Source organism: Azospirillum sp. A23, from assembly GCF_042938965.1.
In the GTDB taxonomy this organism is placed as follows: domain Bacteria; phylum Pseudomonadota; class Alphaproteobacteria; order Azospirillales; family Azospirillaceae; genus Azospirillum; species Azospirillum melinis.
Map to the genome: position 1 here is coordinate 586,108 of NZ_CP170666.1, position 24,025 is coordinate 610,132.

Genomic DNA, 24,025 nt, shown 5'->3' on the forward strand with positions numbered 1-24,025 from the left:
GCGCACAGGAATTTGGATCGCGACCACTGACCGAAAGAGCGCGTCGCTTACCGCGATTCGATGTCGAGCCTGCATAGAAGGGTATGTTTCTTTTTTGCGCAGCATCAGCGCTAAGAGTTAGAATAGTTTAAAATGGAGATCAGTGTCCCGATGGTTAAGGCTTTCTCCGATGGAGACAACGGGCATGCTGCAGATCGCTTTTCGTAGCCGGTTGACACAGTTGCTGACCTACACCGACATTCAAAGATTGTGCTTGAACGCTGCCAGGAACAACCGGGAGGCCGGAGTCACCGGCTTCATGGTCGAATGCGGCGGGGTGTTCATCGCGTCGCTGGAAGGAGACACCCGGGCGGTCGACGTAACATTCGACCGCATTCGTCGAGACGTGCGTCACGACAATGTGGAGGTCGTGTTTTGCGAAAAAGATATTGAGCGGCGACGGTTCGGGACATGGGCGATGAACGTCATGTTCCTGGATGACGATGCGTTCTGGCAAACGGTGTTCCGGTCGGACTTCTCCTGTGACGGGATGCTGTCCCGCCAGGCGCTGGAACCGACCTTCGCCGTCGGGCTGCTTGCCGTGGCGTACCGTTACGCCTGTTCACGAGCCAATATCGTGCCGGTTTCGACGAACGGCAGATCGGGACGCATCCCGCGGATCGGGCACATGTTCCGGCGCTGACGGGAAGACTTTCCGCACTGCCGCGTGTGCCTGAGTGGCGCTCTCACAGCTTTCCGCTCAATCGGATCCTCCGGCCCGCCCCGAAAAATGGCCTAGGGTGCCAACCATGATCGTTCGCGCCCCCAACAACGCTGTTGACCAAAGCTGTATTATCCATCATACAGGTTCCTGTCTGATGAATGGACAGCATTGGGTCCCGGTGGGACGGTGTCCGGTGGAAGGGGAGGCGGAGTGCTGTGAAGTCGGCGGTCGAACCCCTGAAGGCTCGCAGGATCTATCTGCTGCTGCGCGACCGCATCGTCGCCGGCGAACTGCCGCCGGGCGCGCGCCTGCCGGGCGAACCGGCTCTGGCCGCCGAACATGCCGTGTCCCGCGTCACCGTGCGCCGGGCGCTGGACCTTCTGGACAAGGAAGGGCTGGTGCAGCGCAAAGCGGGGTCCGGCACCTTCGTCCACGACACGCGCACCGTCCGGCCCATCGTTGCCGACCTGTCCAATGTGCTGTCGCACCTGATCGACATGGGCCGCAGCACCGACGTCAGGCTGCTGTCCTTCGGTTATGGCGTGCCGCCTGAATCGATTGCCGAAAGCCTGGGCCTGAAACCCGGCGAGCGGGCGCAGCGGTCGGTGCGCGTGCGCCTGATCGACGGGGAGCCTTTCTCCTACCTGACCACCCATGTGCCGGAATGGATCGGCCTGACCTATTCGGAGGCGGAACTGGCAGCGCGCCCGCTGCTGGAACTGATCGAACGGTCGGGCGTGACGACGGAACGCGCGACCCAGGCGATCAACGCCACGCTGGCCGGTCCGGAAGCGGCGGCGGCGCTGGATCTGGAGATCGGCTCGCCGCTGCTGACCCTGACCCGCATCGTCTACGAGCCGTCGGGCCGCGGCGTGGAACATCTCCACGCGCTGTACCGGCCCGACCGCTACAGCTTCCACATGGATCTGGTGCGCACCGGCAGCGACGGCGAACGGCGCTGGAGCCCGGCGCTCGGCTGGCCGCGCGCTGCCGACAAGAACAGGGCTGACAAGACCAAGACCGACAAAAGCAAATCCGAGAAAAGCAAATCGGGCGAAAAGCCCACCCGCACCCCGCGGGTCATCAAACAGAGGAGTTGAGCGTTATGGGACGTTCGGTTCAGGACTCCACCCTCGCCGGCATTTCCCGCCGCACGGTTTTGAAGGCCGGTGCCGCGGCCGCCGCCGTCACCGCGCTGCCGTTTGCCGCCCCTTCGGTCCTGCGGGCGCAGACCCCGGGGGTGAAGATCGGCATCCTCCAGCCGGTGACCGGGGCGCTGGCCCATGACGGCGACCTCGGCCGGGCCGGTGCGGAGATGGCGATCAACGAGATCAACGCGGCCGGCGGCATCAAGTCGCTGGGCGGCGCCAAGCTGGAAATGCTGTTCGGCGACGCCCGCTCGACCCCCGAAGCCGGCACGCAGGAGGTCGAGCGCATGCAGGCCGAAGGCGTGTCCGCCATCGTCGGCGGCTTCGCCAGCCCGATCTGCCTTGCCGCCTCGCAGGCGGCTGCACGCTACGATCTGCCCTATCTGGTCGATGTCGGCGTATCGGACCAGATCATGTCGCGCGGCCTGACCAACACCTTCCGCTTCAGCCCCGGCTTCGGCAAGGTCACCCAGGTGGCGCTCGACAACCTGACCGCCATCAACGACAAGGCGGGCAAGCCGGCCAAGACTGTGGTGCTGGTGCATGAGGACGGGCTGTTCGGCTCCGGCCTCGCCAAGCTGCTGCAAAGCGAACTGCCCAAGCGCGGCTTCGAGATTCTGGAGACCATCGCCCACCCGACCCCGGCGCGCGACATGTCCAACGTGGCTCTGCGCATCCGCTCGCTGAACCCCGATCTGGTGATCCCGTCCAATTACTATGGCGAGTTCGTGCTGCTCGCCCGCACCATGCAGCAGCAGCGGATCAAGCCGAAGGGCATCTATGCCATCCTGGGCGGGGCGGCGTCGAACGGACGTTTCGTCAAGGAATTCCCGCAGGCTGCCCAAAACGTCATCGACTGCAACCACTGGCACGATCCGAAGAACCCGAAGGCGCTGGCGCTCCGCAAGGCGGTGGAAGGGCAGGGCAAGTCCTTCGCCTATAATGTCTCGCTGAACTATTCGAACGTCCTGCTGCTGGCCGACGCCATCGAGCGCGCAGGCTCGACCGACCGCAAGAAGATCATCGAGGCGCTGAACGCCTCCACCTTCGCCGGCCATATCATGCCCTACGGCCCGACCAAGTTCGTCAACGGCCAGAACGAGGGCGCCACCCCGATCAACACCCAGATCCAGGGTGAGGACATCAAGGCGATCTTCCCTGAAGCATTCGCCGAGGCGAAGGCCAACTTCCCGGCGGCCTGATCCGTTTTTCGCCGTCGCACCTCCGCATTCCCCCATCCGTCCGGGTCGCCGCGAGCCGACCGACCCGGCGCGGGTGAGGGACCATTCCCCTCATGCGCGGGCTGCCATGTATTCACCTCAGATCATCCTGGAAGCGGCGCTGAACGGTCTGATGACCGGTGCGGTCTATGCCCTGATCGCGCTCGGCCTGACCCTGATCTACGGCGTGCTCCACATCATCAACTTCGCCCATGGCGCGCTTCTGACCTGCGCCATGTTCGCGGTCTGGATCGCCTGGGCGTGGTTGGGAATGGACCCTTATCTGGCCATCCTGCCGCTGGTGCCGCTGATGTTCGTGCTCGGCTATGGCCTGCAGCGCTTCGTCATCGGGCCGGCCAGCCATGGCGACGACGGCAACATCCTGCTGGTCACGCTTGGCCTGTCCATCGTGTTGGAGAATGTGCTGCTGGCGGTGTTCCAGTCCGACACCCGCACGCTCGACACCGACTATTCCTTTCAGGTGGTGGCCTTGGGGCCGCTGCTGCTCAGCTACCCGCGGCTGATCGGGCTGGGCGTCGCCGTGGTGGTCACCGGCCTCTTGTGGCTGGTTCTGAACCGCACCGACACCGGCAAGGCCATCCGCGCGGTCGCCAAGGAAAAGCTCGGCGCCAATCTGGTCGGCATCGACGTGCCGCATGTCTATGCCGTCACCTTCGGCCTGGGCTGCGCCTGTCTTGCCGTCGCGGCGGGGCTGCTGATGCCGACCTTCTACGTCAACCCGCGCATCGGCGGCGCCTTCGTGCTGGTCGCCTTCACCGTGGTGGTGCTGGGCGGCATGGGCTCGCTGCCCGGCGCGCTGCTGGGCGGCCTGTTCATCGGCGTGGTGGAGAGCCTGTGCGGCCTGTTCCTGGGCGACAGCCTGGGCCAGATCGGCATCTTCCTGATCTTCATCGCCGTGCTGCTGGTGCGGCCGACCGGACTGTTCGGAGCCAAGGCATGACCGCGCGCGACCTGATCCCGATCGCCGTCCTCACCCTCCTGGCGGCGCTGCTGCCGCTGGTGGTGACCTCCAGCCCGGTGCTGAACTTCCTGGTCTTCATGCTGATCGTGGCGCTGGGCGCGCAGGGCTGGAACATCCTGGGCGGCTTCGGCGGCCAGTTCAGCTTCGGTCATGCCGCCTTCTTCGGCACCGGCGCCTATGTGACGGCGATCCTGCAAGTGCGCTACGGCGTCAACGCCTGGGCCGGTCTGGTGCTGGCCGTGGCGGCCGGTGCGGCGGTCGGCTGGGTCATCGGCTTCCTCAGCTTCCGGTCGGGACTGCGCGGCTCCTACTTCGCGCTGGTGACGCTGGCTTTCGCCGAGGTGTTCCGCATCCTCGCCAATGCCGCGTCGTTCACCGGCGGTGCGGCGGGGATGCTGATCAAGCTGGATGTCCGTGCCGCCAACCTGCAATTCGACGACCGCGCCGTCTTCTACTGGCTGGTGCTGGCCTTCGTTGCCGCAGTGCTGCTGCTGACGCGCTGGATCCAGCGCTCCCGCTTCGGGGCGCAACTGGTGGCGGTGCGCGAGAACGAGGACGCGGCCAAGGCGTTGGGCGTCAATTCCCTGACGGTGAAGCTGCGCGCCATCGCCCTGTCGGGTGGGGTGACGGCGCTGTCCGGCTGCCTTTATGCCCAATACTTCCTCTACATCGACGCCAACATCGCCTATGGCAGCTGGATTTCGGTGGAGCTTCTGCTGGCCCCGATCATCGGCGGCGTCGGCACCGTCTTCGGCCCGGTGGTGGGGGCGCTGACCCTGCACGGGCTGGGCGAGGTCGCCAAGCAGTTCGCCGGCCGCATCCCCGGCATCGACCTGATCGTCTTCGGCGGCGTGCTGGTGCTGGCCGTGGCCTTTGCCCGCGGCGGCATCCTGGGCCTGCTGGAACGGCTGCGCGACCGCGGCCGCGGGATGGTCACGCGCGGACCCAAGGAGGTTTCCCATGCTGGCCGTTGATGGCGTCTCCAAGAGGTTCGGCGGGCTGATGGCGGTGGACAGCGCCACGCTGTCGCTGCAACCCGGCGGCATCGTCGGGCTGATCGGCCCGAACGGTGCCGGTAAGACCACTTTGTTCTCGATGATCTCCGGCTTCGTCGCCCCGACCGACGGACGCATCCGTTTCGAGGGCACCGACATCACCGCCGAGGAGCCGCACCGCCGGGCCGAGCGTGGCATCGGCCGCACCTTCCAGATCGTCCAGCCCTTCGCCGGGCTGACGGTGTGCGAGAACATCGCGGTCGGCGCTTATCTGCGCCATGCCAGACGCGCCGACGCCACCGCCAAGGCGCGCGACGTGGCGCGCCGCGTCGGGCTGGGTGCCGAGCTTGACCGACCAGCCGGCGGGCTGACAGTGGCCGGGCGCAAGCGGCTTGAGCTGGCCCGCGCGCTCGCCACCGAGCCGAAGCTGCTGCTGCTGGACGAGGTGCTGGCCGGGCTGAACCCGTCGGAGATCCGCGACATCATCCCGGTGATCCGGAGCATCCGCGACGAAGGGGTGACGATCCTGATGATCGAACACGTCATGCAGGCGGTGATGAACCTGTGCGAGCGCGTCTATGTGCTGGCACAGGGCCGCATGATCGCGGAGGGGCCGCCCGCCGTCGTCTGTGCCGATGCCCGCGTGATCGAGGCCTATCTCGGCCACGGCGCCGCCGCCCGGCTGAAGGCGGAGGGGGCGGCACATGGCTGAACAGCTATTGGAAATCCGCGGGTTGAAGACCGGCTATGGCGCCACCGAGGTGCTGCGCGGGATCGACATGGCCGTCCATGCCGGCGAGATCGTCACGGTGCTGGGTTCCAACGGCGTCGGCAAGACGACGCTGAACAAGGTGCTGTCGGGCGTGCTGCCGCCCTGGACAGGGGAGATCCGCTTCGGCGGCACCCGCATCGACGGCAAATCCGCCGCGCGTATCGTGGAAGAAGGGCTGATCCAGGTGCCGGAAGGCCGCAAGATCTTCCCCAACCTGTCGATCCGCGAAAATCTGGAACTCGGCAGCTACCGCCGCGGCAAGCCGAACCGGGCACGGAACCTGGAGCGCATCTTCGCGACCTTCCCCCGTTTGAAGGAGCGCGAGGCGCAGTTCGCCGGAACCCTGTCCGGCGGCGAGCAGCAGATGCTGGCCATCGGCCGCGGCATGATGGCCGAGCCGCTGCTGCTGATCCTCGACGAGCCGTCGCTCGGCCTTTCGCCCCTGGTGGTGGAGGAGATGTTCGGGCTGATCCGCAGGCTGAATGCCGACGGGCTGGCGATCCTGCTGGTGGAGCAGAACGTCGTACAGTCGCTGGAGGTCGCCCGCCGGGCCTACATCCTTGAGAACGGCGTCTTCGCGCTGTCGGGACCGTCCGACGAGATCGCGCGCGACCCCGAACTGAAACGCACCTATCTCGGCCTCTGAGGGGCCGTCCGCCTGGGAGCGGTGACATGACAAGCCTGTCCTTCGACGTGAAGCCGGCGAGCGAGCTGCTCGCCGCCGCCCGCCCCTCCTGGCTCGACCGCTGGGGCGCCTTCGCCGCCGGCCTGACCTTCGCCGACCTGCCGGCCCCGGTGGTGGAGCGGGCCAAGCTGGTGCTGCTCGACTGCATCGGCGTGATCGCCGTCGGCATGCAGGAACCGGAATGCCGCGCGCTGGTCGGCCGGATGGCCCGGACCGCCGGTGCCGGGGATTGCCCGGCCATCGGTTCGGGCCATGGCTTCCCCGCCGGCTCGGCCGCCTTCCTCAACGGCCTCGCCGGGACCATGCTGGAGCTGGACGAGGGCAACCAGTATGCCCGCGGCCATCCGGGGATCCATGTGCTGCCGGCGGTGCTGGCCGCCGGGCCGCGGCTGACCTCCTCCGGTGCCGATCTGCTGACCGCGCTGGCGCTGGGGTACGAGATCGGCTCGCGCATCGGCATCGCCGCCAAGCTGCTGGTCACCACACACCCGCACGGCACCTGGGGCACGGCGGGCGCGGCGCTGGCGGTGGCGCACCTGAACCGGGCCGACGCGGCGGCGATGATCGAGACGATCAACATCGCCTCCACCCTCGGTCTCGCCACCAGCCGGCGGACGATGCTGGAGGGCGGCACCGTGCGCAACGCCTATGCCGGCGTGTCGAACCAGCTGGGCCTGACCGCCTGGGATCTGGCGGCCAGCGGCATCATCGGCGAGACCGACGGGGTGGGCAGCGTGTTCGGCGGCGTCATCGCCCGCGATTTCCGGCCGGACCTGATGATCGACGAACTGGGCGAGCGCTGGGAGATCGCCCGCAACTACTTCAAGCGCCACGCCGCCTGCCGCTACACGCACGGCGCGCTCGATGCGCTGGGGGAGATTGTGGCGCAGGCCGGCGGGCGGATCGCGCCGGAGCAGGTCGCCTCCATCGAGGTCGACACCTATGTCTGGGCCGCCCAGCTGAATGGGCCAGAACCGAAGAACATGCTGGCGGCGAAATTCTCGCTGCCCTTCGCGCTGGCGACCTTCCTCGCCAACGGGGCGGCGACGCCCGACGCCTTCCGCGACGAGGCCCGGCAGGCCCAGGCCACCCGCGATCTCGCCCGCCGGGTGACGGTGCGCGAAGATGTCGGCCTGACCGCCCGCCTTCCCGGACTGCGCCCGGCCCGCGTCCGCCTGACGCTCGCCGATGGCCGCAGCTTCGCGGCGGAGGCGCTGACCAACAAGGGCGACACCGAGGATCCCTACAGCCCCGACGAGGTGCGGGCGAAGTTCGCCGAACTTGCCGGCCCGGTCTGGGGCGCTTCGCACGCCGCCGCCATCGCCGACTGCGTCGAGTCCATCGACCGCGCGGCCGATCTTTCAACCCTGACCCGGCTTCTGTCGGCGCCTGCCGCCGCCGGGGGGAGCGTCTGAGATGACCATGCCCGACCTCAGCTTCAAACAGCGGCTTTCCGAAAACCGCGTCGTGCTGGCTCCCGGCGTCTATGACGCGTTCACCGCGTCGATGGCCACCGCCGCCGGTTTCGAGGCGCTGTATTTGTCCGGTGCGGCCATCGCCTACACCCGGCTGGGCCGTCCCGACATCGGGCTGGTTTCGGTCAGCGAGGTGGCCGACACCATCGCCCTGGTGCGCGACCGCGTGCCGACGCCGCTGATCGTCGATGCCGACACCGGCTACGGCAACGCGCTCAACGTGCAGCGCACCGTGCGCATGTTCGAGCGCGCCGGCGCCACCGCGTTGCAGCTTGAGGACCAGAGCTTTCCCAAGCGCTGCGGCCACCTGACCGACAAGGCGGTGATCCCGGCCGGCGAGATGGCCGGCAAGATCAAGGCGGCGGTCGATGCCCGCGCCAGCGAAGGCACGCTCATCGTCGCCCGCACCGATGCGGTGGCGGTGGAAGGCGTTTCGGCCGCCCTCGACCGCGCCCGCCTTTATGTCGAGGCCGGGGCCGACGTGCTGTTCGTCGAGGCGCCTAAAAGCCGCGAGCAGCTGTCCGCCATCGCCACCGACCTGGGCGGCATCCGTCCGCTGCTTGCCAACATGGTGGAGGGTGGGCAGACGCCGATCAGCTCCGCCGCCGATCTGGCCGAGCTGGGCTACCGGCTGGTGATCTTCCCCGGCGGAATCGTGCGAGCGCTCGCTCGGCAAGCGCAGGACTATTACGGCTCGCTGGCGCAGCACGGCACCACCCAGCCCTTCCGTGACCGTATGTTCGACTTCAACGCGCTGAACGACCTGATCGGTACGCCGGAGATGCTGGCGCTCGGCGAAACCTATAAGGACTTTGGCCCCGCCAAGCGGGAGGACGCAGCATGACCACCAGAACCACCGCAATCGACCCCGTCACGCTGGCCGTCCTGAAGGGCCGGCTGGAGCAGATCGCCGACGAGATGGATGCGACGCTCTACCGCTCCGCCTTCAACCCGATTATCGCCGAGGCGCGCGACGCCTGCCACGGCCTCTACCATGCCGAGACCGGCGCCACGCTGGTGCAGGGCACCAACGGCCTGCCGATCTTCGTCGGCGCCATGGCCTTCGCGGTCAAGGCGGTGATCGACAAGGTGGCGAAAGAGGGCGACCTCCACCCGGACGACATCTTCCTGTTCAACGATCCCTATGACGGCGGCACCCACCTGAACGACTTCCGTCTGGTGCGGCCGATCTTCCGGCAGGGAAAGCTGTTCTGCTGGATGGCGTCGGTCGGTCACTGGCTCGACATCGGCGGCAATGTGCCGGGCAACTTCAACGCCCGCGCCACCGACAGCTTCCAGGAGGGCGTCCGCATTCCGCCGGTGAAGCTGGTCAAGGCGGGCGCGATGAACCACGACCTGCTGGCGATCCTCGCCGCCAATTCCCGTGTGCCGGTGTCGAATTACGGCGACCTCAACGGCCAGCTGAATGCGCTGGATCTGGGCGTGCGCCGCCTGACCGAGCTGCTGGACGAGCATGGCGAGGAGACGGTCGCCGCCGCCTTCGACGCCTTCACCGCGCGGGCCGACGCGCTGATGCGCAGCGCCGTGTCCAAGCTGCCGGACGGCGTCTACAGCTTCGAGGATTATCTCGACAATGACGGCATCACGGCGGACCGGCTGCTCATCGCGCTGGACCTGACGATTGCCGGCGACCGGATGACGCTGGACTTTTCGCGGTCGTCGGCCCCCTGCGCCGGGCCGCTGAACATCGCCTATTCCACCGCGGTTGCCTGCTGCTACGTCGCGCTGAAGCATGTCTTCACCGACGTGCCGGCCAATGCCGGCTGCCTCAACCCGATCACCTTCGTCATTCCGGAAAGCACGCTGCTGGCGGTGAAGCCGCCGAAGCCGGTCGGCGGCTATACCGAAACCATCCTGCGCGTCATCGGCGTGGTGTTCGGCGCGCTGGCGCTCGCCGATCCGGCCCGTGCCACCGCCGCACCCTTCGGCACCATCAACGCGCTGTCGCTGGCCGGCCACCGCAAGGACGGCTCGCGTTGGGTGATGTTCTCCTTCTTCGGCGGCGGCCTGGGCGGCAATCCGGAGACGGACGGGCTGAACCACGCCAACAACCCGATCTCCACCGCCACCATCCCGCCGGTGGAAATCCTCGAAGCCGCCTATCCGGTGATGTTCACCCAATGGGCTCTGCGCCCGGACTCCGCCGGTGCCGGCCTGCATCGCGGTGGGTTGGGGGCCGTCTACGAGATCGAGGCGCTGACCGACGCCGACGTCTTCCTGCTGGGCGAGCGCGGCGTCTTCGCGCCCTTTGGTGTCGCCGGTGGCACCCCGGCGGCGCTGAACCGCTTCACCTGGCAGAGCGACGAGGGCGAGAAGTCGCCGCCGCTCGCCTCCAAGGTCACCGACGTGAAGATCCGCGACGGCCAGCGCGTGAGGCTGGAGACGCCGGGCGGCGGCGGCTGGGGCGACCCGAAGCGGCGCGATGCGGAGGCTGTCGCCCGCGACGTGCGGCTCGGCTACCTCGGCCGTGACGCGGCGCACAGCGCCTATGGCGTGGCGCTGACCGACGACGGCGCGCTCGACATCGCCGCCACCGCGACCTTGCGCGAATCCTCCGCCGCCTGACGATTCCGGGATCCAAGACCATGAGCAACGGTATTTCCAAGGGCGCAATCGTCGGCGTCGATGTCGGCGGCACCTTCACCGACCTGTTCCATTACGACGAGGCGCGCGGCAGCTTCCGCACCGCCAAGGTCCCGTCCAACCGTGGTGACGAGGCGGTCGGCTTCCTGGCCGGTTTGCAGAGCTTCGGCCCGGTGGCGGAACTGGGCTCCATCGTCCACGGCACCACCGTCGGCACCAACGCATTGCTGGAGCGCAAGGGCGCGAAGGTCGGGCTGATCACCACCGCCGGCTTCCGCGACGTGCTGGAGATGCGCCGCCGCGACCGCCGCCACACCTGGGGCCTGTGGGGCGATTTCGTCCCCGTCGTCGACCGCGACATGCGGCTGGAGGTGGCGGAACGCACGCTGGCCGATGGTACCATCCGCACCGGAATCGACCCGGAGGAGGTGCGCGCTTGCGCCCGCCGGCTGGCCGACCAGGGGGCGGAGGCGCTCGCCATCGTCTTCATCAATGCCTACGCCAACCCGGCCAACGAGCTGGCGGCGTTGGAGGCGGCGCGCGAGGTCTGGCCGAACGCCAATCTTGAATGTTCCTCCCGCATCCTGCCGGAAATCCGCGAGTTCGAGCGCACCTCGACCACCGCGCTCAACGCCTATCTCCAGCCGGTGGTCGGCAGCTATCTCGCCAAGCTCGACAACGCGCTGGCCGGCGAAGGGTTCGGCGGACGCTTCCACATCGTGCAGTCGAACGGCGGCGTGATGTCCACCGACACCGCGCGGCGGCTGCCGGTGCGCACCGCCCTGTCGGGACCGGCGGCCGGCGTGATCGCCGCGGCGGCGATCTCCAAGGCGGCGGGCTTTCCCAACGTCATCACCGGCGACCTCGGCGGCACCAGCTTCGACGTGTCGCTGGTGGTGGAAGGGCAGACCATGTTGGCGGCCCAGACCACCATCGATTTCGGTCTGGTCGTCCGCACCCCGATGATCGAGATCACCACCATCGGTGCAGGCGGCGGCTCCATCGCCGGGGTCGATCCCGGCGGCATGCTCCAGGTCGGGCCGGAGAGCGCCGGCTCCAGGCCGGGGCCGGTCTGCTACGGCCAGGGCAACACCCGCCCGACCCTGACCGACGCCAATGTCCTGCTCGGCCGCATCAATGCCGAACGTCCCATCGGCGGCAAGCTGGCGCGGCTGGACGTCGATGCCGCCCGCACGGCCATCGCCACCCATGTCGCCGGGCCGCTCGGCCTCGATGTCATGGCGGCGGCGGAAGCCGTGGTGCGCATCGCCAACAGCAAGATGGCCGGCGCCATCCGTCTCGTCTCCATCGAGCGCGGCCACGATCCGGCCAAGTTCGCCGCCGTGCCCTTCGGCGGCGGCGGGGCGCTGCATGTCGGCGCGCTGATCAAGGAGGTCGGCTTGAAGGCGGCGTTGGTGCCGCGCTTCCCCGGCGTGACCTCGGCGCTCGGCTGCGTCATCGCCGACATCCGCCACGATCAGGTGCAGACGGTCAATCTGCCGCTGGCTGGCATCGACGCACGCTCGCTCGACCGCCGCATGGTCGAGGAGGCCGCCGCCGCCCGCGCCGTGGTGGAGTCCGCCGGTCTCAGCGTCGAGCGCATCGACCTCGTCTTCGAACTCGACATGCACTACATCGGCCAGACCCACACGGTCGCCGTGCCGCTGCCGGTGTCGGTGGAGAACGGCAGCACGGGGATCGACGAGGCGACCATCCGCGCCGCCTTCGAGCGCGCCTATCAGGCGTCCTTCAGCCGTCTGCTGCCGGGGGTGGGCGCAAAGATCGTCAATCTGCGCACCGCCGCCATCGGCCGCCGTCCGCATTTCGATCTCTCCGCCCTGGCTCCGGCCGCCGGAACCACGGTGGAGGGCGCCTATGCCGGGTCGCGGCCGGTGTGGTTCGACGGGGCTTGGCACGAGACCGCCGTCTACAACCGGCTGGACCTGCCGGTCGGTGCCGTCATCCAGGGCCCGGCGATCCTTGAGCAGCCGGATGCCACCACCGTCATCGACCCCGACCTGTCCGCCCGTGTCGACGGCTTCGGCAATGTCATCGTGGAAAGGAGCGCCCGATGAGCGCTGGCGTCATCCCGGTCGAGCGCACCGCCCTGCTGGTCTGCGACCTCCAGAACGACTTCCTGCATCCCGACGGCGCCTATGGCCGCGCCGGACAGACGGCGGCGGAGATTGCGGCGCTGCCGGAGCGGGTGAAGCCGCTGGCCGATCTGCTGCGCTCGCGTGGCGGCTGGGTGATCTCCACCAACTTCACCCTGGTGCCGGGCCGCGGCGGCGAGCCGATGATCTCGCCTCATCTGAAGTCGCTGCGGCCCTTCCTGGCGAAGGGCGATTTCCAGCCCGGAAGCTGGGGTCACCGCACGGTGGATGCGCTCCAGCCCGTCGATGTCGAGGTGGAGAAAATCGCCTATTCCGCCTTCTACATGTCACGGCTGGAATGGGTGCTGGCGAAATGCGGGGTGGAGCGGCTGCTGGTCTGCGGCATCGTCACCAATGGCGGCGTCGCCTCGACCGTGCGCGACGCCCATGTCCGCGATTTCGAGACCATCCTGCTGGAGGATGGCTGCGCCGCCTTCAGCCCGGAGGTGCATGAGGTTTCCGTCGCCGCGATGCGCCCCGTCTGCCGGGTGGCGACGGTCGCAACCATGCTGGAGGAGGTGGCGAACTCATGAGCCGCATCCTGCCCGCCGATGGCGTCGAGTTAGAGTTCACCGTCCCCGTCGTCGTGATCGGCGGCGGGGCGGCCGGAATGGTCTCGGCACTGGCCGCCCATGAGCGGGGTGCCGGCGTGCTGGTGCTGGAGCGCGATGCCCTGCCGCAAGGCTCCACGGCCCTGTCGGCCGGACTGATCCCGGCGCCGGGCACCCGCTGGCAGCGCGATGCCGGAATCGAGGACAGCCCGGAGCGCTTCGCCGCCGACATCATCGCCAAGGCGAAAGGGGAGCCCGACCCGCTTGAGGTCGCCCGCGTCGCCCAGGCGGTCGGGCCGGCCCTGGAATGGCTTGCCGACCGTTACGGCCTGCCGTTTTCCGTGGTGGACAATTTCAGCTATCCCGGACATAGCGCCCGGCGCATGCATGGGTTGCCCAGCCGGTCGGGAGCGGAACTGATCGACCGGCTGCGCGGTGCCGTGGAAACCGCCGGCATCGACGTGCTGTGCGAGGCGCATGTCACCGCGCTCCATGCCGATGGCGCACAGATTCGCGGTGTCGAGATCACGCGGCCCGACGGCAGTGTCGAGCGGGTCGGCTGCGGTGCGCTGATCCTTGCCTGCAACGGCTACGGTGGGAACAGGACGCTGGTCGGGCAGCATGTGCCGGAACTGGCCGACGCGCTCTATTTCGGCCATCCCGGCAACCAGGGCGACGCGCTGCTGTGGGGCGAGGCGCTGGGGGCGGCAACCCGGCATTTGTCGGGGCATCAGGGCCATGGCTCGGTCGCTCATCCCGCCGGCATCCTCGTCACCTGGGCGACCATCACCGAGGGCGGCGTGCAGGTGAATGCGGAGGGGCGGCGCTTCTCCAACGAGGCGCAGGGCTATTCGGAACAGGCGGCGGTGGTGCTGCGCCAGCCGGACGGCATCGCCTGGACCGTCTTCGACGAGCGCATCGCCGCCATCGCCCGCCAGTTCGAGGATTTCCGGCAGGCCGAGGCGATGGGCGCGGTGTTGAGCGCCGACACGCCGGCCGAACTGGCCCGGCTGATGAAGATCGACGCAAATGCCCTCGCCGCCACGCTGGCCGACATCGACCGGCTGAAGGCGGAGGGTGGAACCGATGGCTTCGGTCGCGACTTCGCCGGCTCGGCCCCGCTGGCGGCTCCTTACCGTGCCGTCCGCGTCACCGGTGCGCTGTTCCACACCCAGGGCGGGCTGGTCGTCGATGACGAGGCCCGCGTCCTCGATCCCATGGGAGCGCCGTTGCCCAACCTCTATGCCGCCGGCGGGGCTGCCTGCGGCGTGTCGGGGTCCAAGGCGTCCGGCTACCTGTCCGGCAACGGCCTGCTGACCGCGGTGGCGTTGGGACGCATCGCCGGGATGGCCGCCGCGGGCGCCGTTAGTGAGGAAACCAGCCAATGACCGCACAGCCACGCAGCCTGTTCGAGAAGGTCTGGGACGCCCATGTCGTGGCGACCCGGCCGGACGGTCAGGCCTTGCTCGCCATCGACCGCCATTTTCTGCATGAGGGGTCCTTCCACGCCTTCGGCATGATCGACCATGCCGGCCGCAAGGTGCGCCGGCCGGAGCTGACCTTCGCCGTCGCCGACCATTACGTACCCTCGCACAGCCGGTCCAGGCCGATTGCCGATCCCGAGATCGCCAACATGGTGACGATGCTGGAGGCGAATGCCGGCCGCCACGGCCTGCGCCATTTCGGCCTGCACGATCCGGCCCAGGGCATCGTCCATGTGCTGGCGCCGGAACAGGGGCTGACGCTGCCCGGCCTGACCATCGTCTGCGGCGACAGCCACACCTCGACCCACGGGGCCTTCGGCGCGCTGGCCTTCGGCATCGGCGCCACCGAGGTGTCGCATGTGCTGGCGACCCAGACCCTGTGGCAGCGCCGGCCCAAGACGATGCGCATCACGGTGGACGGAGTGCTGGGGCCGTATGTGACGGCCAAGGACCTGATCCTGGCGGTGATCGCCGTCATCGGCGCCGACGGGGCCGCCGGCCATGTCATCGAATATGCGGGCAGCGCCATCCGTGCCCTGTCGATGGAAGGCCGCCTGACGGTCTGCAACATGTCGATCGAGGCCGGGGCGCGGGCCGGCATGATCGCGCCGGACGACACCACCTTCTCCTGGATCGAGGGCCGGCCCTTCGCCCCCAAGGGGAATGTGTTCGACCGTGCGGTGGAGCATTGGCGCACCTTGCCCAGCGACGCGAGCGCCGTCTTCGACCGCGAAGTGACGCTCGATGCCGCCGACATCGCCCCGGCGGTGACCTGGGGGACCAGCCCGGAAACCGCGGTTCCGGTGACGGCGGCCGTTCCCGATCCCGCCGCTGAGGCAGATCCTGTGCGCGCCGGCCAGATGCGCAAGATGCTGGATTACATGGGCCTCACCCCCGGCATGGCGTTGGAGGAGGTGGCCATCGACCGCGTCTTCATCGGCTCCTGCACCAATGCCCGGCTGGAGGATCTGCGCGCCGCCGCCGCGGTGCTGCGCGGCCGTCGCGCGGCGGTGCCGGGGCTGGTGGTTCCGGGCTCGGTCCCGGTGCGCACGTTGGCGGAGGCGGAAGGGCTGCACCGGGTCTTCATCGACGCTGGGCTGGAATGGGGCGAACCGGGCTGCTCGATGTGCGTCGGCATCAACGGCGACCTCGTTCCGGCGGGGGAGCGCTGCGCCTCCACCACCAACCGGAACTTTCCCGGTCGCCAGGGGCCGAACGCCCGCACCCATCTGATGAGCCCGGCGATGGCCGCCGCCGCCGCCGCGACCGGCAAACTCACCGATGTCAGAAAGCTCGATGTTCGCAAGCTGGGAGTTTCCTGAGGATGGAACCCTTCGTCACGCTGACCGCGCCGGCGGTGCCGCTCGACATCGCCAACATCGACACCGACCAGCTCCTGCCCGCCCGCTTCCTGAAGAAGCCGCGCAGCGCAGGCTATGGCAACTTCCTGTTCCATGACGAGCGCAAGCCGGGATTCCCGCTGGACGACCCGGCCTATGCCGGCGCCCGCATTCTGGTGAGCGACCGCAACTTCGGCTGCGGATCCTCGCGCGAGGGCGCTGTCTATGCGCTGGTGGACGGTGGATTCCGCTGCGTCGTCGCCCCCAGCTTCGGCGACATCTTCGCGGCCAATGCCGCCAAGAACGGCCTGCTGACCGTCACCCTGCCGGAGGAGACGGTGGCACTGTTGCGCCGCCAGTTGCAGGCGACGCCGGGTGCCACCGTCACTGTGGACCTGCCGGCCCAGAGCCTGACCGGTCCGGATGGCCGGGTGCTGTCCTTCGCCATCGATCCCTTCAAGAAGGACTGTCTGGTCGAAGGGCTGGACGACGTCGCCCTGACCCTGCGCCAGCAGGACGCCATCGACGCCTTCGACCGGACGGATGCGGAGCGGCGGCCCTGGGTAATTCCCCCCTCTCTCCCCCGGGGAGAAGGCCGGGGTGAGGGGGATGCACAGGGTTGAATTCCAGGGAAATCCCGCCGCGCGTCCCCCTCACCCTAACCCTCTCCCCGGGGGGAGAGGGGATGTGGGGCTGGATCTTACTCCGCCTCTATCCCCAGAACCTCGGCGGCGATTCTCGCGACGTTGCCGTTGATGGGGGGTGGGGCGATGTTCACACCCTCCTTCAAGGCGGCGGTGACGATCTCCAGCACCCTGAGGCGGGCATGCCATTTGGAGTTCGCCTCCACCGCATGCCAGGGCGCGTTGGTGGTGGAGGTGCGTTCGAACATCGTCTCCGCCGCCTTGACGTAATCGTCCCATTTGGCGCGGTTGCGCAGATCCTCCTCGGTCAGTTTCCAGCGCTTGTAGGGGTTCTTCATCCGCTCGCGGAAGCGCTCCAGCTGCTCCTCCGGAGTGATGTGCAGGAACAGCTTGACGATGCGCACGCCGTCGTCGGTCAGCAGCCGTTCGAACTCGTTGATCTCGTCATAGGCGCGCTTCCACTGGTCCTTGGTGGCGAACTTCTCCACCCGCTCGACCATGACGCGGCCGTACCAGGACCGGTCGAAGATCGCGAAGGTGCCGGGCGCCGGCAGCTTGGTCCAGAAGCGGTACAGGTAATGCTTTCCCTGCTCGTCCGCGGTGGGGGCGGAGATCGGCCAGACATGGAAGCCGCGGGGGTCGAGCGGCTCGGTCATGCGACGAATGGCCCCGCCCTTGCCGGCCGCGTCCCAGCCCTCGAACACCACGATGGCGCGGCGTTTCTCGTGCCAATAGGTCTGCTGGATGTGCAGAAGCTCCTTCTGCAGCTTGCCGAGTCGGCGGTCATATTCCTCCGCCGTCTCGATCCGCGCCTGCTCCTGGTCCAGTTTCCCGAGACGGATTTTCGAGACCTTGCCGGGCTTCTCGGCCATGCGTTGCATCCTGTGCTGGTGGGTTCGGTTGCGGCTTGCCAACAGGGCGGGCGGAACCTTCACTGCTCCTGCGGGTTTTCCGGCGGGGGCACGGTGTCGGCATTCGCGTCGGCGCCGGCACACCCGTGAGGGGAAAAGCACCGATGCCGCCTGGTCGATCCCACAACGGGGAGCGGCAGGCTGTCAACGGAGAAGCAGGGCCAAGGAAGGGGGTTCCATGAGCATCGTCGGACCGCGCATCTACAACCTGTTTCCGACCCTGGTCGGTCCCGTGCGCGATTGGGCCGGGCACCTGCCGCGGATCCAGGGGATGGGTTTCGACTGGATATTCCTGAACCCGATCCACCAGCCCGGATTCTCCGGCAGCCTGTACGCCATCAAGGACCCCTACCGGCTGCATGACGCGCTCCGCGGCGGGTCGCACGAGAGCGACGACGAGCTTCTGCGCCGCTTCACGGCTGACGCCGCGGCGCATGGACAGTCGGTGATGATGGACTTCGTCATCAACCACACCTCGCGCGATGCGTTGCTGGTCGAGCGTCACCCCGACTGGTACAAGCGCGGTGCGGATGGCGACCTGCACCGTCCGGGTGCGGTCGATCCCAACAACACCGCCCATGTCACGGTGTGGGGCGACCTCGCCTCGCTCGACTATGACCGGGCGGACTCGCGCGCCGGGCTGATCGGCTACTGGTCCGACTATCTGCGCCATTACATCGGGCTTGGCGTGCGGGGGTTCCGCTGCGACGCTGCCTATCAGGTGCCGGCGGAGGTGTGGAAGAGCCTGATCGACGCCGCCCATGCCGTGAACCCGGAGGTGAAGTTCTTCGCCGAGACGCTGGGCTGCACGGTGGAGCAGGTGCGCGAGCTGTGCGGCGCCGGCTTCGACTTCCTGTTCAACAGCGCCAAATGGTGGGACTTCAAGGCCGACTGGCTGCTGGACCAGTATGAGGAATTCCGCTGGATCGCGCCGTCCATCGCCTTCCCGGAAAGCCACGACACCGACCGGCTGGCCGCGGAGGTCGGCAGCCAGGACGCCGTGCGGCTCGCTGCCCAACTGAAGATGCATTACCTGTTCGCCGCCAGCTTCTCCACCGGCGTGCTGATGCCGGTCGGCTTTGAATATGGCTTCACCCGCAAGCTGGACGTGGTGCGCAGCAGCCCGGCCGACTGGGAGCAGCCGAAGCTTGACCTCACCGGCTTCATCGGCGCCGTCAACGCCATGAAGGCCGCCACCCCGGCCCTGAACGTCGAGGGGCCGCAGCGCCGCGTGACCTCCCCTCACAGCCCGGTGCTGGGGCTGATCCGGCAGGTGGACGGCGCCGCCCTCGACCAGCCCGACGGCTGCGCCATCCTGGTGCTGAACCCGGACGAGAACCGGACGCACACGCTGGATGTCGGTCCGATCCTGGCGGCCACCGGCGGCACCTACGAGGCGTTCGAGGATGTGACGCCGGAGGCCGAGCCGCTGCCGGTGGAGCCCGGCGTGCCGATGACCCTGCGCCCGATGGAACTGCGCGTCTTCCGAGCCCGCGCCGCCCGCAGCCATGCGATCGAACTGCACGATGTGGAAGAGCGGGAATGGATGGATTCCATCGCCGCCGGCCGCATGACCATCGAGAATGTCTACCCGGAACTGGACGGCGGCCGCTTCGCCATCAAGCGAGCGGTCGGCGATGTGATGGAGGTGTGGGCGGACATCTACACCGACGGCACCTTCGTGCTTGCGGCGTCCGTCATGTACAAGGCGGACGGCGATGACGGGTGGAGCGAAGCGCCGATGCGCTTCCACGAGAACGACCGCTGGGTCGGCCGCGTGCCGCTGACCCGCAACGCCCGCTACACCTACAGCATCGAAGCCTGGCGCGACGTGTGGGAAAGCTGGCGCGCCGACTTCAAGAAGAAGGTCGATGCCGGCATGGTCGTCGATCTTGAGCTGGTGGAGGGCCGCCGCTTCGTCGAGCAGGCTCTGGACCTGAACCATGGTGACGGGCGTGCGGCGCTTCAGGCGGTGATCGAGCGGATGCAGGCGCTGTCGGGTCGCGAGGCCATAGACTACGCCCTGTCGGACGAACCGCGCCGCGTCATGAAGCAATATGGCGAGCGGCAATACAAGTCGCGTTACGTGCGTGAGTTGGAGGTCTATGTCGACCGCACCGCCGGCGCCTATTCGGCATGGTTCGAGATCTTCCCGCGCTCGGCCTCGCCCGACCCGTCGCGTCCCGGCACTTTCGACGACGTGGTCAATCTGCTGCCCATGGTGCGCGACATGGGCTTCGACGTGCTGTATTTCCCGCCGATCCACCCCATCGGCCGCGCCTTCCGCAAGGGCAGGAACAACACGCTGAACCCCGGCCCCGACGATCCCGGCGTGCCCTATGCCATCGGTGCGGAGGAGGGCGGTCACGACGCCATCGACCCGATGATCGGCGACTTCGACGGCTTCCGCCGGCTGGTGCGCGAGGCCAAACGCCATGGCATCGAGATCGCGCTGGACTTCGCCGTCCAGTGCTCGCCCGACCATCCCTGGGTGAAGGAGCATCCGCACTGGTTCTACTGGCGGCCCGACGGCACCATCCGCTATGCCGAGAACCCGCCGAAGAAGTATCAGGACATCGTCAATGTCAGCTTCTACCGCCAGTCCTACCCGGACCTGTGGTACGCGCTGCGCGACGTGGTGCTGATGTGGTGCAAGGAGGGTGTGCGCATCTTCCGTGTCGACAACCCGCACACCAAGCCCTTCCCCTTCTGGGAATGGATGATCCGCGAGGTGCAGGACCGCTATCCCGACGCCCTGTTCCTGGCCGAGGCCTTCACCCGTCCGAAGCTGATGAAGCGTCTGGCCAAGGTCGGTTTCACCCAGTCCTACAGCTACTTCACCTGGCGCACCACCAAGGCGGAGTTGACCGAGTACCTGACCGAGCTGACGCAGGGTGAATCGCGGGAGTATATGCGGCCGAACTTCTTCGCCAACACGCCGGACATCCTGCCGCCGATCCTGACCCATGGCGGCCGTCCGGCGCACATGATGCGGGCGGTTCTGGCGGCGACGCTGGCCGGCGTCTATGGTCTCTACGGTCCCTACCTGCTGTGCGAGGCGGAAGCCTATCCCGGCAAGGAGGAGTACAATCACTCGGAGAAGTACGAGGTCCGGCACTGGGACTGGAACAAGCCCGGCAACATCCGCGACTACGTCACCGCCATCAACCGCATCCGCGCCGAGAACCCGGCGTTGCAGCAGTTCACCAATCTGAAATTCTACAACGCCTTCGACGACAACATCCTGCTGTACGGCAAGATGACGGCGGCGAAGGACAACGTGATCCTGATCGCAGTGAATCTGGATCCGTACAACGGCCATGGCGGAACCATCGAGGTGCCGCTGTGGGAGCTGGGCTTGTCCGACGGTGCCCACGTCCAGGTGGAGGACCTGTTCAGCGGCCACCGCTTCACCTGGATCGGCAAGTTCCAGAATGTCTGGCTGGATCCCGACCGCAACCCGGCGGCGATCTGGCGGATCGTGCCGCCGGGGGTGTGAGGAAGGGATTTCGGCGGCAGATACACTCTGCCGTCCCACATCTGCTGCCGAAGAACTCTGCCGCCGAAGAAATTCCCCAATAAAAAAAGCGGCCCTCCAGGGCCGCTTTTTAAATTCCGTCTATGCGCCGATCAGCGCCGGCGGATCATCGTCACACCGCCGACGGTCTTGTCGAGGAAATCGATCATGGTATCCGGCTTCGGTCCGACCGACGAGGCGGCGAACGCCATCCACCAGCGGGCCATCGGGGTGGTCCAGCCGTAGCGGTCGGCGATGGTCTGAACATCCATGGTAGAGGACATGGTCGTCTGGGCGGTCGCCGCGGCGCGGGTGGCGCCGGACGGGGTAACCTGAGATTCGACGCTGTGCATGGTTCCTCCCAACGGGGACATACGGTGTCCGCTTATGCGGTACATTAGCTCTCAACCGCGGGAAGGGGCAGAGTGGCTTTGGTGCTAACGGGTACTATACCTTTGGCTGCAAAGATCCCATGCCCCGGCCGCCCCTTTCAGGCAGGTGGATGCGGCAATCCGCTGGCCCAGCCCAGGAAAGCCACAAGCGCCGCGCGGTTGGCCGGGCGGAGCAGCAGGGCCAACCGCACCCACAGGGGTGAAAGCTTGTATTCGGCGGCCATCTCCCGGACTTCCTCCGGCGACAGACGCAAATCGGGAGCGGGGTTGTTGCTCACCGGGCAGTCCTCCACCATTGCCAAAGAGTACGATGGATGAAGAACAATCCGTTGCACCGGCAATCGCGCAGGCGCCTGTGACAAAAATATGCTGGGCTTTTACTTGGCCGCCAGCAAGGCCCTTGGCGCCCGGTCGGCACCGCTGGCCAGCGGCACCTTGGGGTTTTCGATCCAGGCGATGACGTCGTTGACCACCAGCTTGCCCTTCAGGTCGCGCAGCAGCATGTGGTAGCCGTCGGGATAGACAGCGACGACATGCCGCCCGCCGGATTCGAAATCCTTCAGGGCACGCTCGACCGGCCGCGGCGGCAGAACCTCTTCATGGGCGCCGTAAAGCACCAGCGAGGGCGTCTGGAGATGCTGGCAGGCGTCGAGCGCTGACCCCATCAGGTCGGTCAGCCCTTCCAGCGCATCGACGCGGGAGCCCTTGATGACCAGAGGATCGCGGCCGAGAGCCCGCAGCATCTCGATGTTGTCGGACGGGTGGATGTCCAGATCCTTCGGCGGATGCACCACCATCCCGGGAACCAGATTGTAGGTGATCCACAGCGCGGCACGCGGGAAGAACCCCATCGCCTGCCGCCCCCAGACGGCGGGGGCGACCAGGATGGTGCCGTCGACCTTGGGCGGGTTGGGGCCGGTCATCGCGCTCAGCACCACCGCGCCGCCCATGCTTTCGCCCATCAGATAGACCGGCACGCCGGGATGGCGCTTGTGCACCATCGCCACCGCGGTGCGGGCGTCGCTGACCAGCGTGGGGGTGCCGGCCCACACGCCGCGTTCACGGGTGGCGCCGAAACCGCGCTGGTCATAGGCGTAGGTGGCGATGCCGGCAGTCGCGAAGTCGCGGCCGGCACCGTCGAAGGCATTGGAATAGTCGTTGTAGCCGTGCAGGGCCACCACCGCGGCCCGCACCTTGCCGTCGGCCGGCAGCCAGGAGCGCATGGGCAGCTCGAAGCCGTCGGCGGCGATCAGCACCTTGTCGTTCAGCTGCGGCTGGACGACGGCCATCCCCATCGGTTGGAAATCCGCGGCACAGCCGCCAAGCAGAAGCCCCAACCCGAGAACAGCCGCCATTCCGCTATGCCGCATGGATTACCCCTGTGTCGCTGTGAGCACCACCCGTCAGTTGGAGGAATATATCCTCAAGATCCGACTCTTCGGTCGTGACATCGACGATCCCAATTCCCGATGCCGCCAGAGCGGACAGGATGGCGCCGGCCCGCTGGCGGCTCGGCTGATAGCGGACGACCAGCCGCCGCGGTTCCGGCAGCTCCACCGTATAGCCTTCAAGCGAGGGCGGGGCGGCGGTCAGGTCGCGCTCCAGGGTCAGGCACAGCGCCTTGTTGTCGACCCGGCGCAGCAGGGTGGTCTTCGGCTCGCACGCCACCACCTCGCCATGGTTGATGATGGCGATGGTGTCGCACAGCTCCTCCGCCTCCTGCAGGTAATGGGTGGTCAGCAGGACGGTGGTGCCGGACTTGTTCAGCGTGCGCACATAGTCCCACAGCTGGCGGCGCAGCTCGACATCGACGCCGGCGGTCGGCTCGTCCAGGATCAGCACCGGCGGGGTGTGGACCATCGCCTTCGCCACCATCAGCCGGCGCTTCATGCCGCCCGACAGCGAACGGGCGTGGGCGTCGGCCTTGTCGGCCAGCCCGACGGCCTCCAGCAGTTCGTCCGTCCGGCGCTCCCTCTTCGGCACGCCATAGAGGCCGGCCTGAAGCTCCAGCATCTCGCGCGGGGTGAAGAAGGGGTCCATGTTCAGTTCCTGCGGCACCACGCCGATAGAGGCGCGGGCGCGGCGCGGATGGTCGGCCACCTCATGCCCCCAGATGGTGGCGGTGCCGCCGGTCTTGTTCACCAGCCCGGCGAGGATGTTGATCATCGTCGATTTGCCGGCGCCGTTGGGGCCGAGCAGTCCGAACAGAGACCCGCGCGGAATGACGAGGTCGATGCCTTTCAGCGCGTGCTTCGGCCCGGCTTTGCCGGTCGGCTGGTAGATCTTGGTCAGGCCGCGCAGCTCGACCGCGTTGGCCGGGAGCGAGACGGGCGTGGGGGTATCGGTTGGCGCGGCCATTGATCCTGAACCATGATGTTTGCGGTTTGCGAAAAAGCCCCGGCGTCCGGTGGTTTCCCCCGTTGATCCGCGGCGCGCGATGGGTATCATC

21 protein-coding genes are annotated in these 24,025 nt (G+C 67.7%); 16 read left to right on the forward strand and 5 right to left on the reverse strand.

Annotated features, from left to right (window positions below):
* Positions 1-184 precede the first annotated feature (184 nt).
* The 15 genes from ABNQ40_RS11665 to leuD all read left to right on the forward strand — a co-directional run bounded on the left by ABNQ40_RS11665 (position 185) and on the right by leuD (position 16,735).
* Positions 185-682, forward strand: a complete 498-nt coding sequence (locus ABNQ40_RS11665; RefSeq protein WP_158285553.1) for a BLUF domain-containing protein — start codon at positions 185-187, stop codon at positions 680-682.
* Between the two features lie 236 nt (positions 683-918).
* A complete protein-coding gene (locus ABNQ40_RS11670) occupies positions 919-1,803 on the forward strand; it encodes a GntR family transcriptional regulator (protein ID WP_109049110.1) in 885 nt (294 codons plus the stop codon).
* A gap of 5 nt (positions 1,804-1,808) precedes the next feature.
* Complete coding sequence (locus ABNQ40_RS11675) at positions 1,809-3,053, forward strand: ABC transporter substrate-binding protein (RefSeq protein WP_109049109.1); 1,245 nt, start codon at positions 1,809-1,811, stop codon at positions 3,051-3,053.
* 106 nt (positions 3,054-3,159) lie between these two features.
* Positions 3,160-4,032: a branched-chain amino acid ABC transporter permease gene (locus ABNQ40_RS11680; protein WP_098738525.1), complete on the forward strand. Its 873-nt coding sequence runs from the start codon at positions 3,160-3,162 to the stop codon at positions 4,030-4,032.
* A complete protein-coding gene (locus ABNQ40_RS11685; protein WP_109049108.1) occupies positions 4,029-5,027 on the forward strand; it encodes a branched-chain amino acid ABC transporter permease in 999 nt (332 codons plus the stop codon). Before ABNQ40_RS11680 ends, ABNQ40_RS11685 begins: the two co-directional genes overlap by 4 nt.
* Complete coding sequence (locus tag ABNQ40_RS11690; protein ID WP_109049107.1) at positions 5,014-5,760, forward strand: ABC transporter ATP-binding protein; 747 nt, start codon at positions 5,014-5,016, stop codon at positions 5,758-5,760. The genes ABNQ40_RS11685 and ABNQ40_RS11690 overlap by 14 nt, the downstream gene beginning before the upstream one ends.
* The gene (locus tag ABNQ40_RS11695; RefSeq protein ID WP_109049106.1) at positions 5,753-6,466 is read left to right on the forward strand and encodes an ABC transporter ATP-binding protein; all 714 of its coding nucleotides are present in this window, start codon (positions 5,753-5,755) and stop codon (positions 6,464-6,466) included. The genes ABNQ40_RS11690 and ABNQ40_RS11695 overlap by 8 nt, the downstream gene beginning before the upstream one ends.
* 26 nt (positions 6,467-6,492) lie before the next feature.
* On the forward strand, positions 6,493-7,920 hold the full coding sequence (locus ABNQ40_RS11700; protein WP_109049105.1) for an MmgE/PrpD family protein: 1,428 nt from the start codon (positions 6,493-6,495) through the stop codon (positions 7,918-7,920).
* Position 7,921: 1 nt separating this feature from the next.
* Positions 7,922-8,824, forward strand: a complete 903-nt coding sequence (locus tag ABNQ40_RS11705; RefSeq protein ID WP_109049104.1) for an oxaloacetate decarboxylase — start codon at positions 7,922-7,924, stop codon at positions 8,822-8,824.
* Positions 8,821-10,566: a hydantoinase B/oxoprolinase family protein gene (locus ABNQ40_RS11710; RefSeq protein ID WP_109049103.1), complete on the forward strand. Its 1,746-nt coding sequence runs from the start codon at positions 8,821-8,823 to the stop codon at positions 10,564-10,566. Before ABNQ40_RS11705 ends, ABNQ40_RS11710 begins: the two co-directional genes overlap by 4 nt.
* A 20-nt stretch (positions 10,567-10,586) precedes the next feature.
* Complete coding sequence (locus tag ABNQ40_RS11715) at positions 10,587-12,659, forward strand: hydantoinase/oxoprolinase family protein (protein WP_199235284.1); 2,073 nt, start codon at positions 10,587-10,589, stop codon at positions 12,657-12,659.
* Complete coding sequence (locus ABNQ40_RS11720; protein ID WP_109049102.1) at positions 12,656-13,270, forward strand: cysteine hydrolase family protein; 615 nt, start codon at positions 12,656-12,658, stop codon at positions 13,268-13,270. Before ABNQ40_RS11715 ends, ABNQ40_RS11720 begins: the two co-directional genes overlap by 4 nt.
* A complete protein-coding gene (locus ABNQ40_RS11725) occupies positions 13,267-14,676 on the forward strand; it encodes an FAD-dependent oxidoreductase (protein WP_109049101.1) in 1,410 nt (469 codons plus the stop codon). The genes ABNQ40_RS11720 and ABNQ40_RS11725 overlap by 4 nt, the downstream gene beginning before the upstream one ends.
* Positions 14,673-16,094, forward strand: a complete 1,422-nt coding sequence (leuC, locus tag ABNQ40_RS11730; RefSeq protein ID WP_109049100.1) for a 3-isopropylmalate dehydratase large subunit — start codon at positions 14,673-14,675, stop codon at positions 16,092-16,094. The genes ABNQ40_RS11725 and leuC overlap by 4 nt, the downstream gene beginning before the upstream one ends.
* 2 nt (positions 16,095-16,096) lie before the next feature.
* Positions 16,097-16,735 carry a 3-isopropylmalate dehydratase small subunit gene (gene leuD, locus ABNQ40_RS11735; RefSeq protein WP_109049099.1) on the forward strand — a complete coding sequence of 213 codons (639 nt, stop codon included), beginning with the start codon at positions 16,097-16,099 and terminating at the stop codon, positions 16,733-16,735.
* Between the two features lie 77 nt (positions 16,736-16,812).
* Here the strand turns inward: leuD and ABNQ40_RS11740 are convergent, their stop codons facing one another.
* Positions 16,813-17,628: a polyphosphate kinase 2 family protein gene (locus tag ABNQ40_RS11740; RefSeq protein ID WP_247879704.1), complete on the reverse strand. Its 816-nt coding sequence runs from the start codon at positions 17,626-17,628 to the stop codon at positions 16,813-16,815.
* A gap of 217 nt (positions 17,629-17,845) precedes the next feature.
* Between ABNQ40_RS11740 and ABNQ40_RS11745 the strand changes: the two genes are divergently transcribed.
* Positions 17,846-21,166: a maltotransferase domain-containing protein gene (locus tag ABNQ40_RS11745; protein WP_109049098.1), complete on the forward strand. Its 3,321-nt coding sequence runs from the start codon at positions 17,846-17,848 to the stop codon at positions 21,164-21,166.
* A gap of 131 nt (positions 21,167-21,297) precedes the next feature.
* Here ABNQ40_RS11745 and ABNQ40_RS11750 read toward each other — a convergent pair whose 3' ends face one another.
* From ABNQ40_RS11750 to ABNQ40_RS11765, 4 genes are all read right to left on the reverse strand, one after another.
* Positions 21,298-21,537, reverse strand: a complete 240-nt coding sequence (locus ABNQ40_RS11750; protein ID WP_246306903.1) for a hypothetical protein — start codon at positions 21,535-21,537, stop codon at positions 21,298-21,300.
* A gap of 137 nt (positions 21,538-21,674) precedes the next feature.
* Positions 21,675-21,854, reverse strand: a complete 180-nt coding sequence (locus tag ABNQ40_RS11755) for a hypothetical protein (protein WP_146255431.1) — start codon at positions 21,852-21,854, stop codon at positions 21,675-21,677.
* Between the two features lie 99 nt (positions 21,855-21,953).
* Complete coding sequence (locus ABNQ40_RS11760; RefSeq protein ID WP_109049095.1) at positions 21,954-22,931, reverse strand: alpha/beta hydrolase; 978 nt, start codon at positions 22,929-22,931, stop codon at positions 21,954-21,956.
* A gap of 4 nt (positions 22,932-22,935) precedes the next feature.
* A complete protein-coding gene (locus tag ABNQ40_RS11765; RefSeq protein ID WP_109049094.1) occupies positions 22,936-23,934 on the reverse strand; it encodes an ABC transporter ATP-binding protein in 999 nt (332 codons plus the stop codon).
* Positions 23,935-24,025: the final 91 nt, after the last annotated feature.

What these genes read in the sequence shown, in the direction of transcription:
- ABNQ40_RS11665 (WP_158285553.1), top strand. Translation starts at nt 185, where the DNA reads ATGCTGCAGATCGCTTTTCGTAGCCGGTTGACACAGTTGCTGACCTAC.
- ABNQ40_RS11675 (WP_109049109.1), top strand. Translation starts at nt 1,809, where the DNA reads ATGGGACGTTCGGTTCAGGACTCCACCCTCGCCGGCATTTCCCGCCGC.
- ABNQ40_RS11680 (WP_098738525.1), top strand. Translation starts at nt 3,160, where the DNA reads ATGTATTCACCTCAGATCATCCTGGAAGCGGCGCTGAACGGTCTGATG.
- ABNQ40_RS11685 (WP_109049108.1), top strand. Translation starts at nt 4,029, where the DNA reads ATGACCGCGCGCGACCTGATCCCGATCGCCGTCCTCACCCTCCTGGCG.
- ABNQ40_RS11690 (WP_109049107.1), top strand. Translation starts at nt 5,014, where the DNA reads ATGCTGGCCGTTGATGGCGTCTCCAAGAGGTTCGGCGGGCTGATGGCG.
- ABNQ40_RS11695 (WP_109049106.1), top strand. Translation starts at nt 5,753, where the DNA reads ATGGCTGAACAGCTATTGGAAATCCGCGGGTTGAAGACCGGCTATGGC.
- ABNQ40_RS11700 (WP_109049105.1), top strand. Translation starts at nt 6,493, where the DNA reads ATGACAAGCCTGTCCTTCGACGTGAAGCCGGCGAGCGAGCTGCTCGCC.
- ABNQ40_RS11705 (WP_109049104.1), top strand. Translation starts at nt 7,922, where the DNA reads ATGACCATGCCCGACCTCAGCTTCAAACAGCGGCTTTCCGAAAACCGC.
- ABNQ40_RS11710 (WP_109049103.1), top strand. Translation starts at nt 8,821, where the DNA reads ATGACCACCAGAACCACCGCAATCGACCCCGTCACGCTGGCCGTCCTG.
- ABNQ40_RS11715 (WP_199235284.1), top strand. Translation starts at nt 10,587, where the DNA reads ATGAGCAACGGTATTTCCAAGGGCGCAATCGTCGGCGTCGATGTCGGC.
- ABNQ40_RS11720 (WP_109049102.1), top strand. Translation starts at nt 12,656, where the DNA reads ATGAGCGCTGGCGTCATCCCGGTCGAGCGCACCGCCCTGCTGGTCTGC.
- ABNQ40_RS11725 (WP_109049101.1), top strand. Translation starts at nt 13,267, where the DNA reads ATGAGCCGCATCCTGCCCGCCGATGGCGTCGAGTTAGAGTTCACCGTC.
- leuC (WP_109049100.1), top strand. Translation starts at nt 14,673, where the DNA reads ATGACCGCACAGCCACGCAGCCTGTTCGAGAAGGTCTGGGACGCCCAT.
- leuD (WP_109049099.1), top strand. Translation starts at nt 16,097, where the DNA reads ATGGAACCCTTCGTCACGCTGACCGCGCCGGCGGTGCCGCTCGACATC.
- ABNQ40_RS11740 (WP_247879704.1), bottom strand. Translation starts at nt 17,628, where the DNA reads ATGGCCGAGAAGCCCGGCAAGGTCTCGAAAATCCGTCTCGGGAAACTG.
- ABNQ40_RS11745 (WP_109049098.1), top strand. Translation starts at nt 17,846, where the DNA reads ATGAGCATCGTCGGACCGCGCATCTACAACCTGTTTCCGACCCTGGTC.
- ABNQ40_RS11750 (WP_246306903.1), bottom strand. Translation starts at nt 21,537, where the DNA reads ATGCACAGCGTCGAATCTCAGGTTACCCCGTCCGGCGCCACCCGCGCC.
- ABNQ40_RS11760 (WP_109049095.1), bottom strand. Translation starts at nt 22,931, where the DNA reads ATGGCGGCTGTTCTCGGGTTGGGGCTTCTGCTTGGCGGCTGTGCCGCG.
- ABNQ40_RS11765 (WP_109049094.1), bottom strand. Translation starts at nt 23,934, where the DNA reads ATGGCCGCGCCAACCGATACCCCCACGCCCGTCTCGCTCCCGGCCAAC.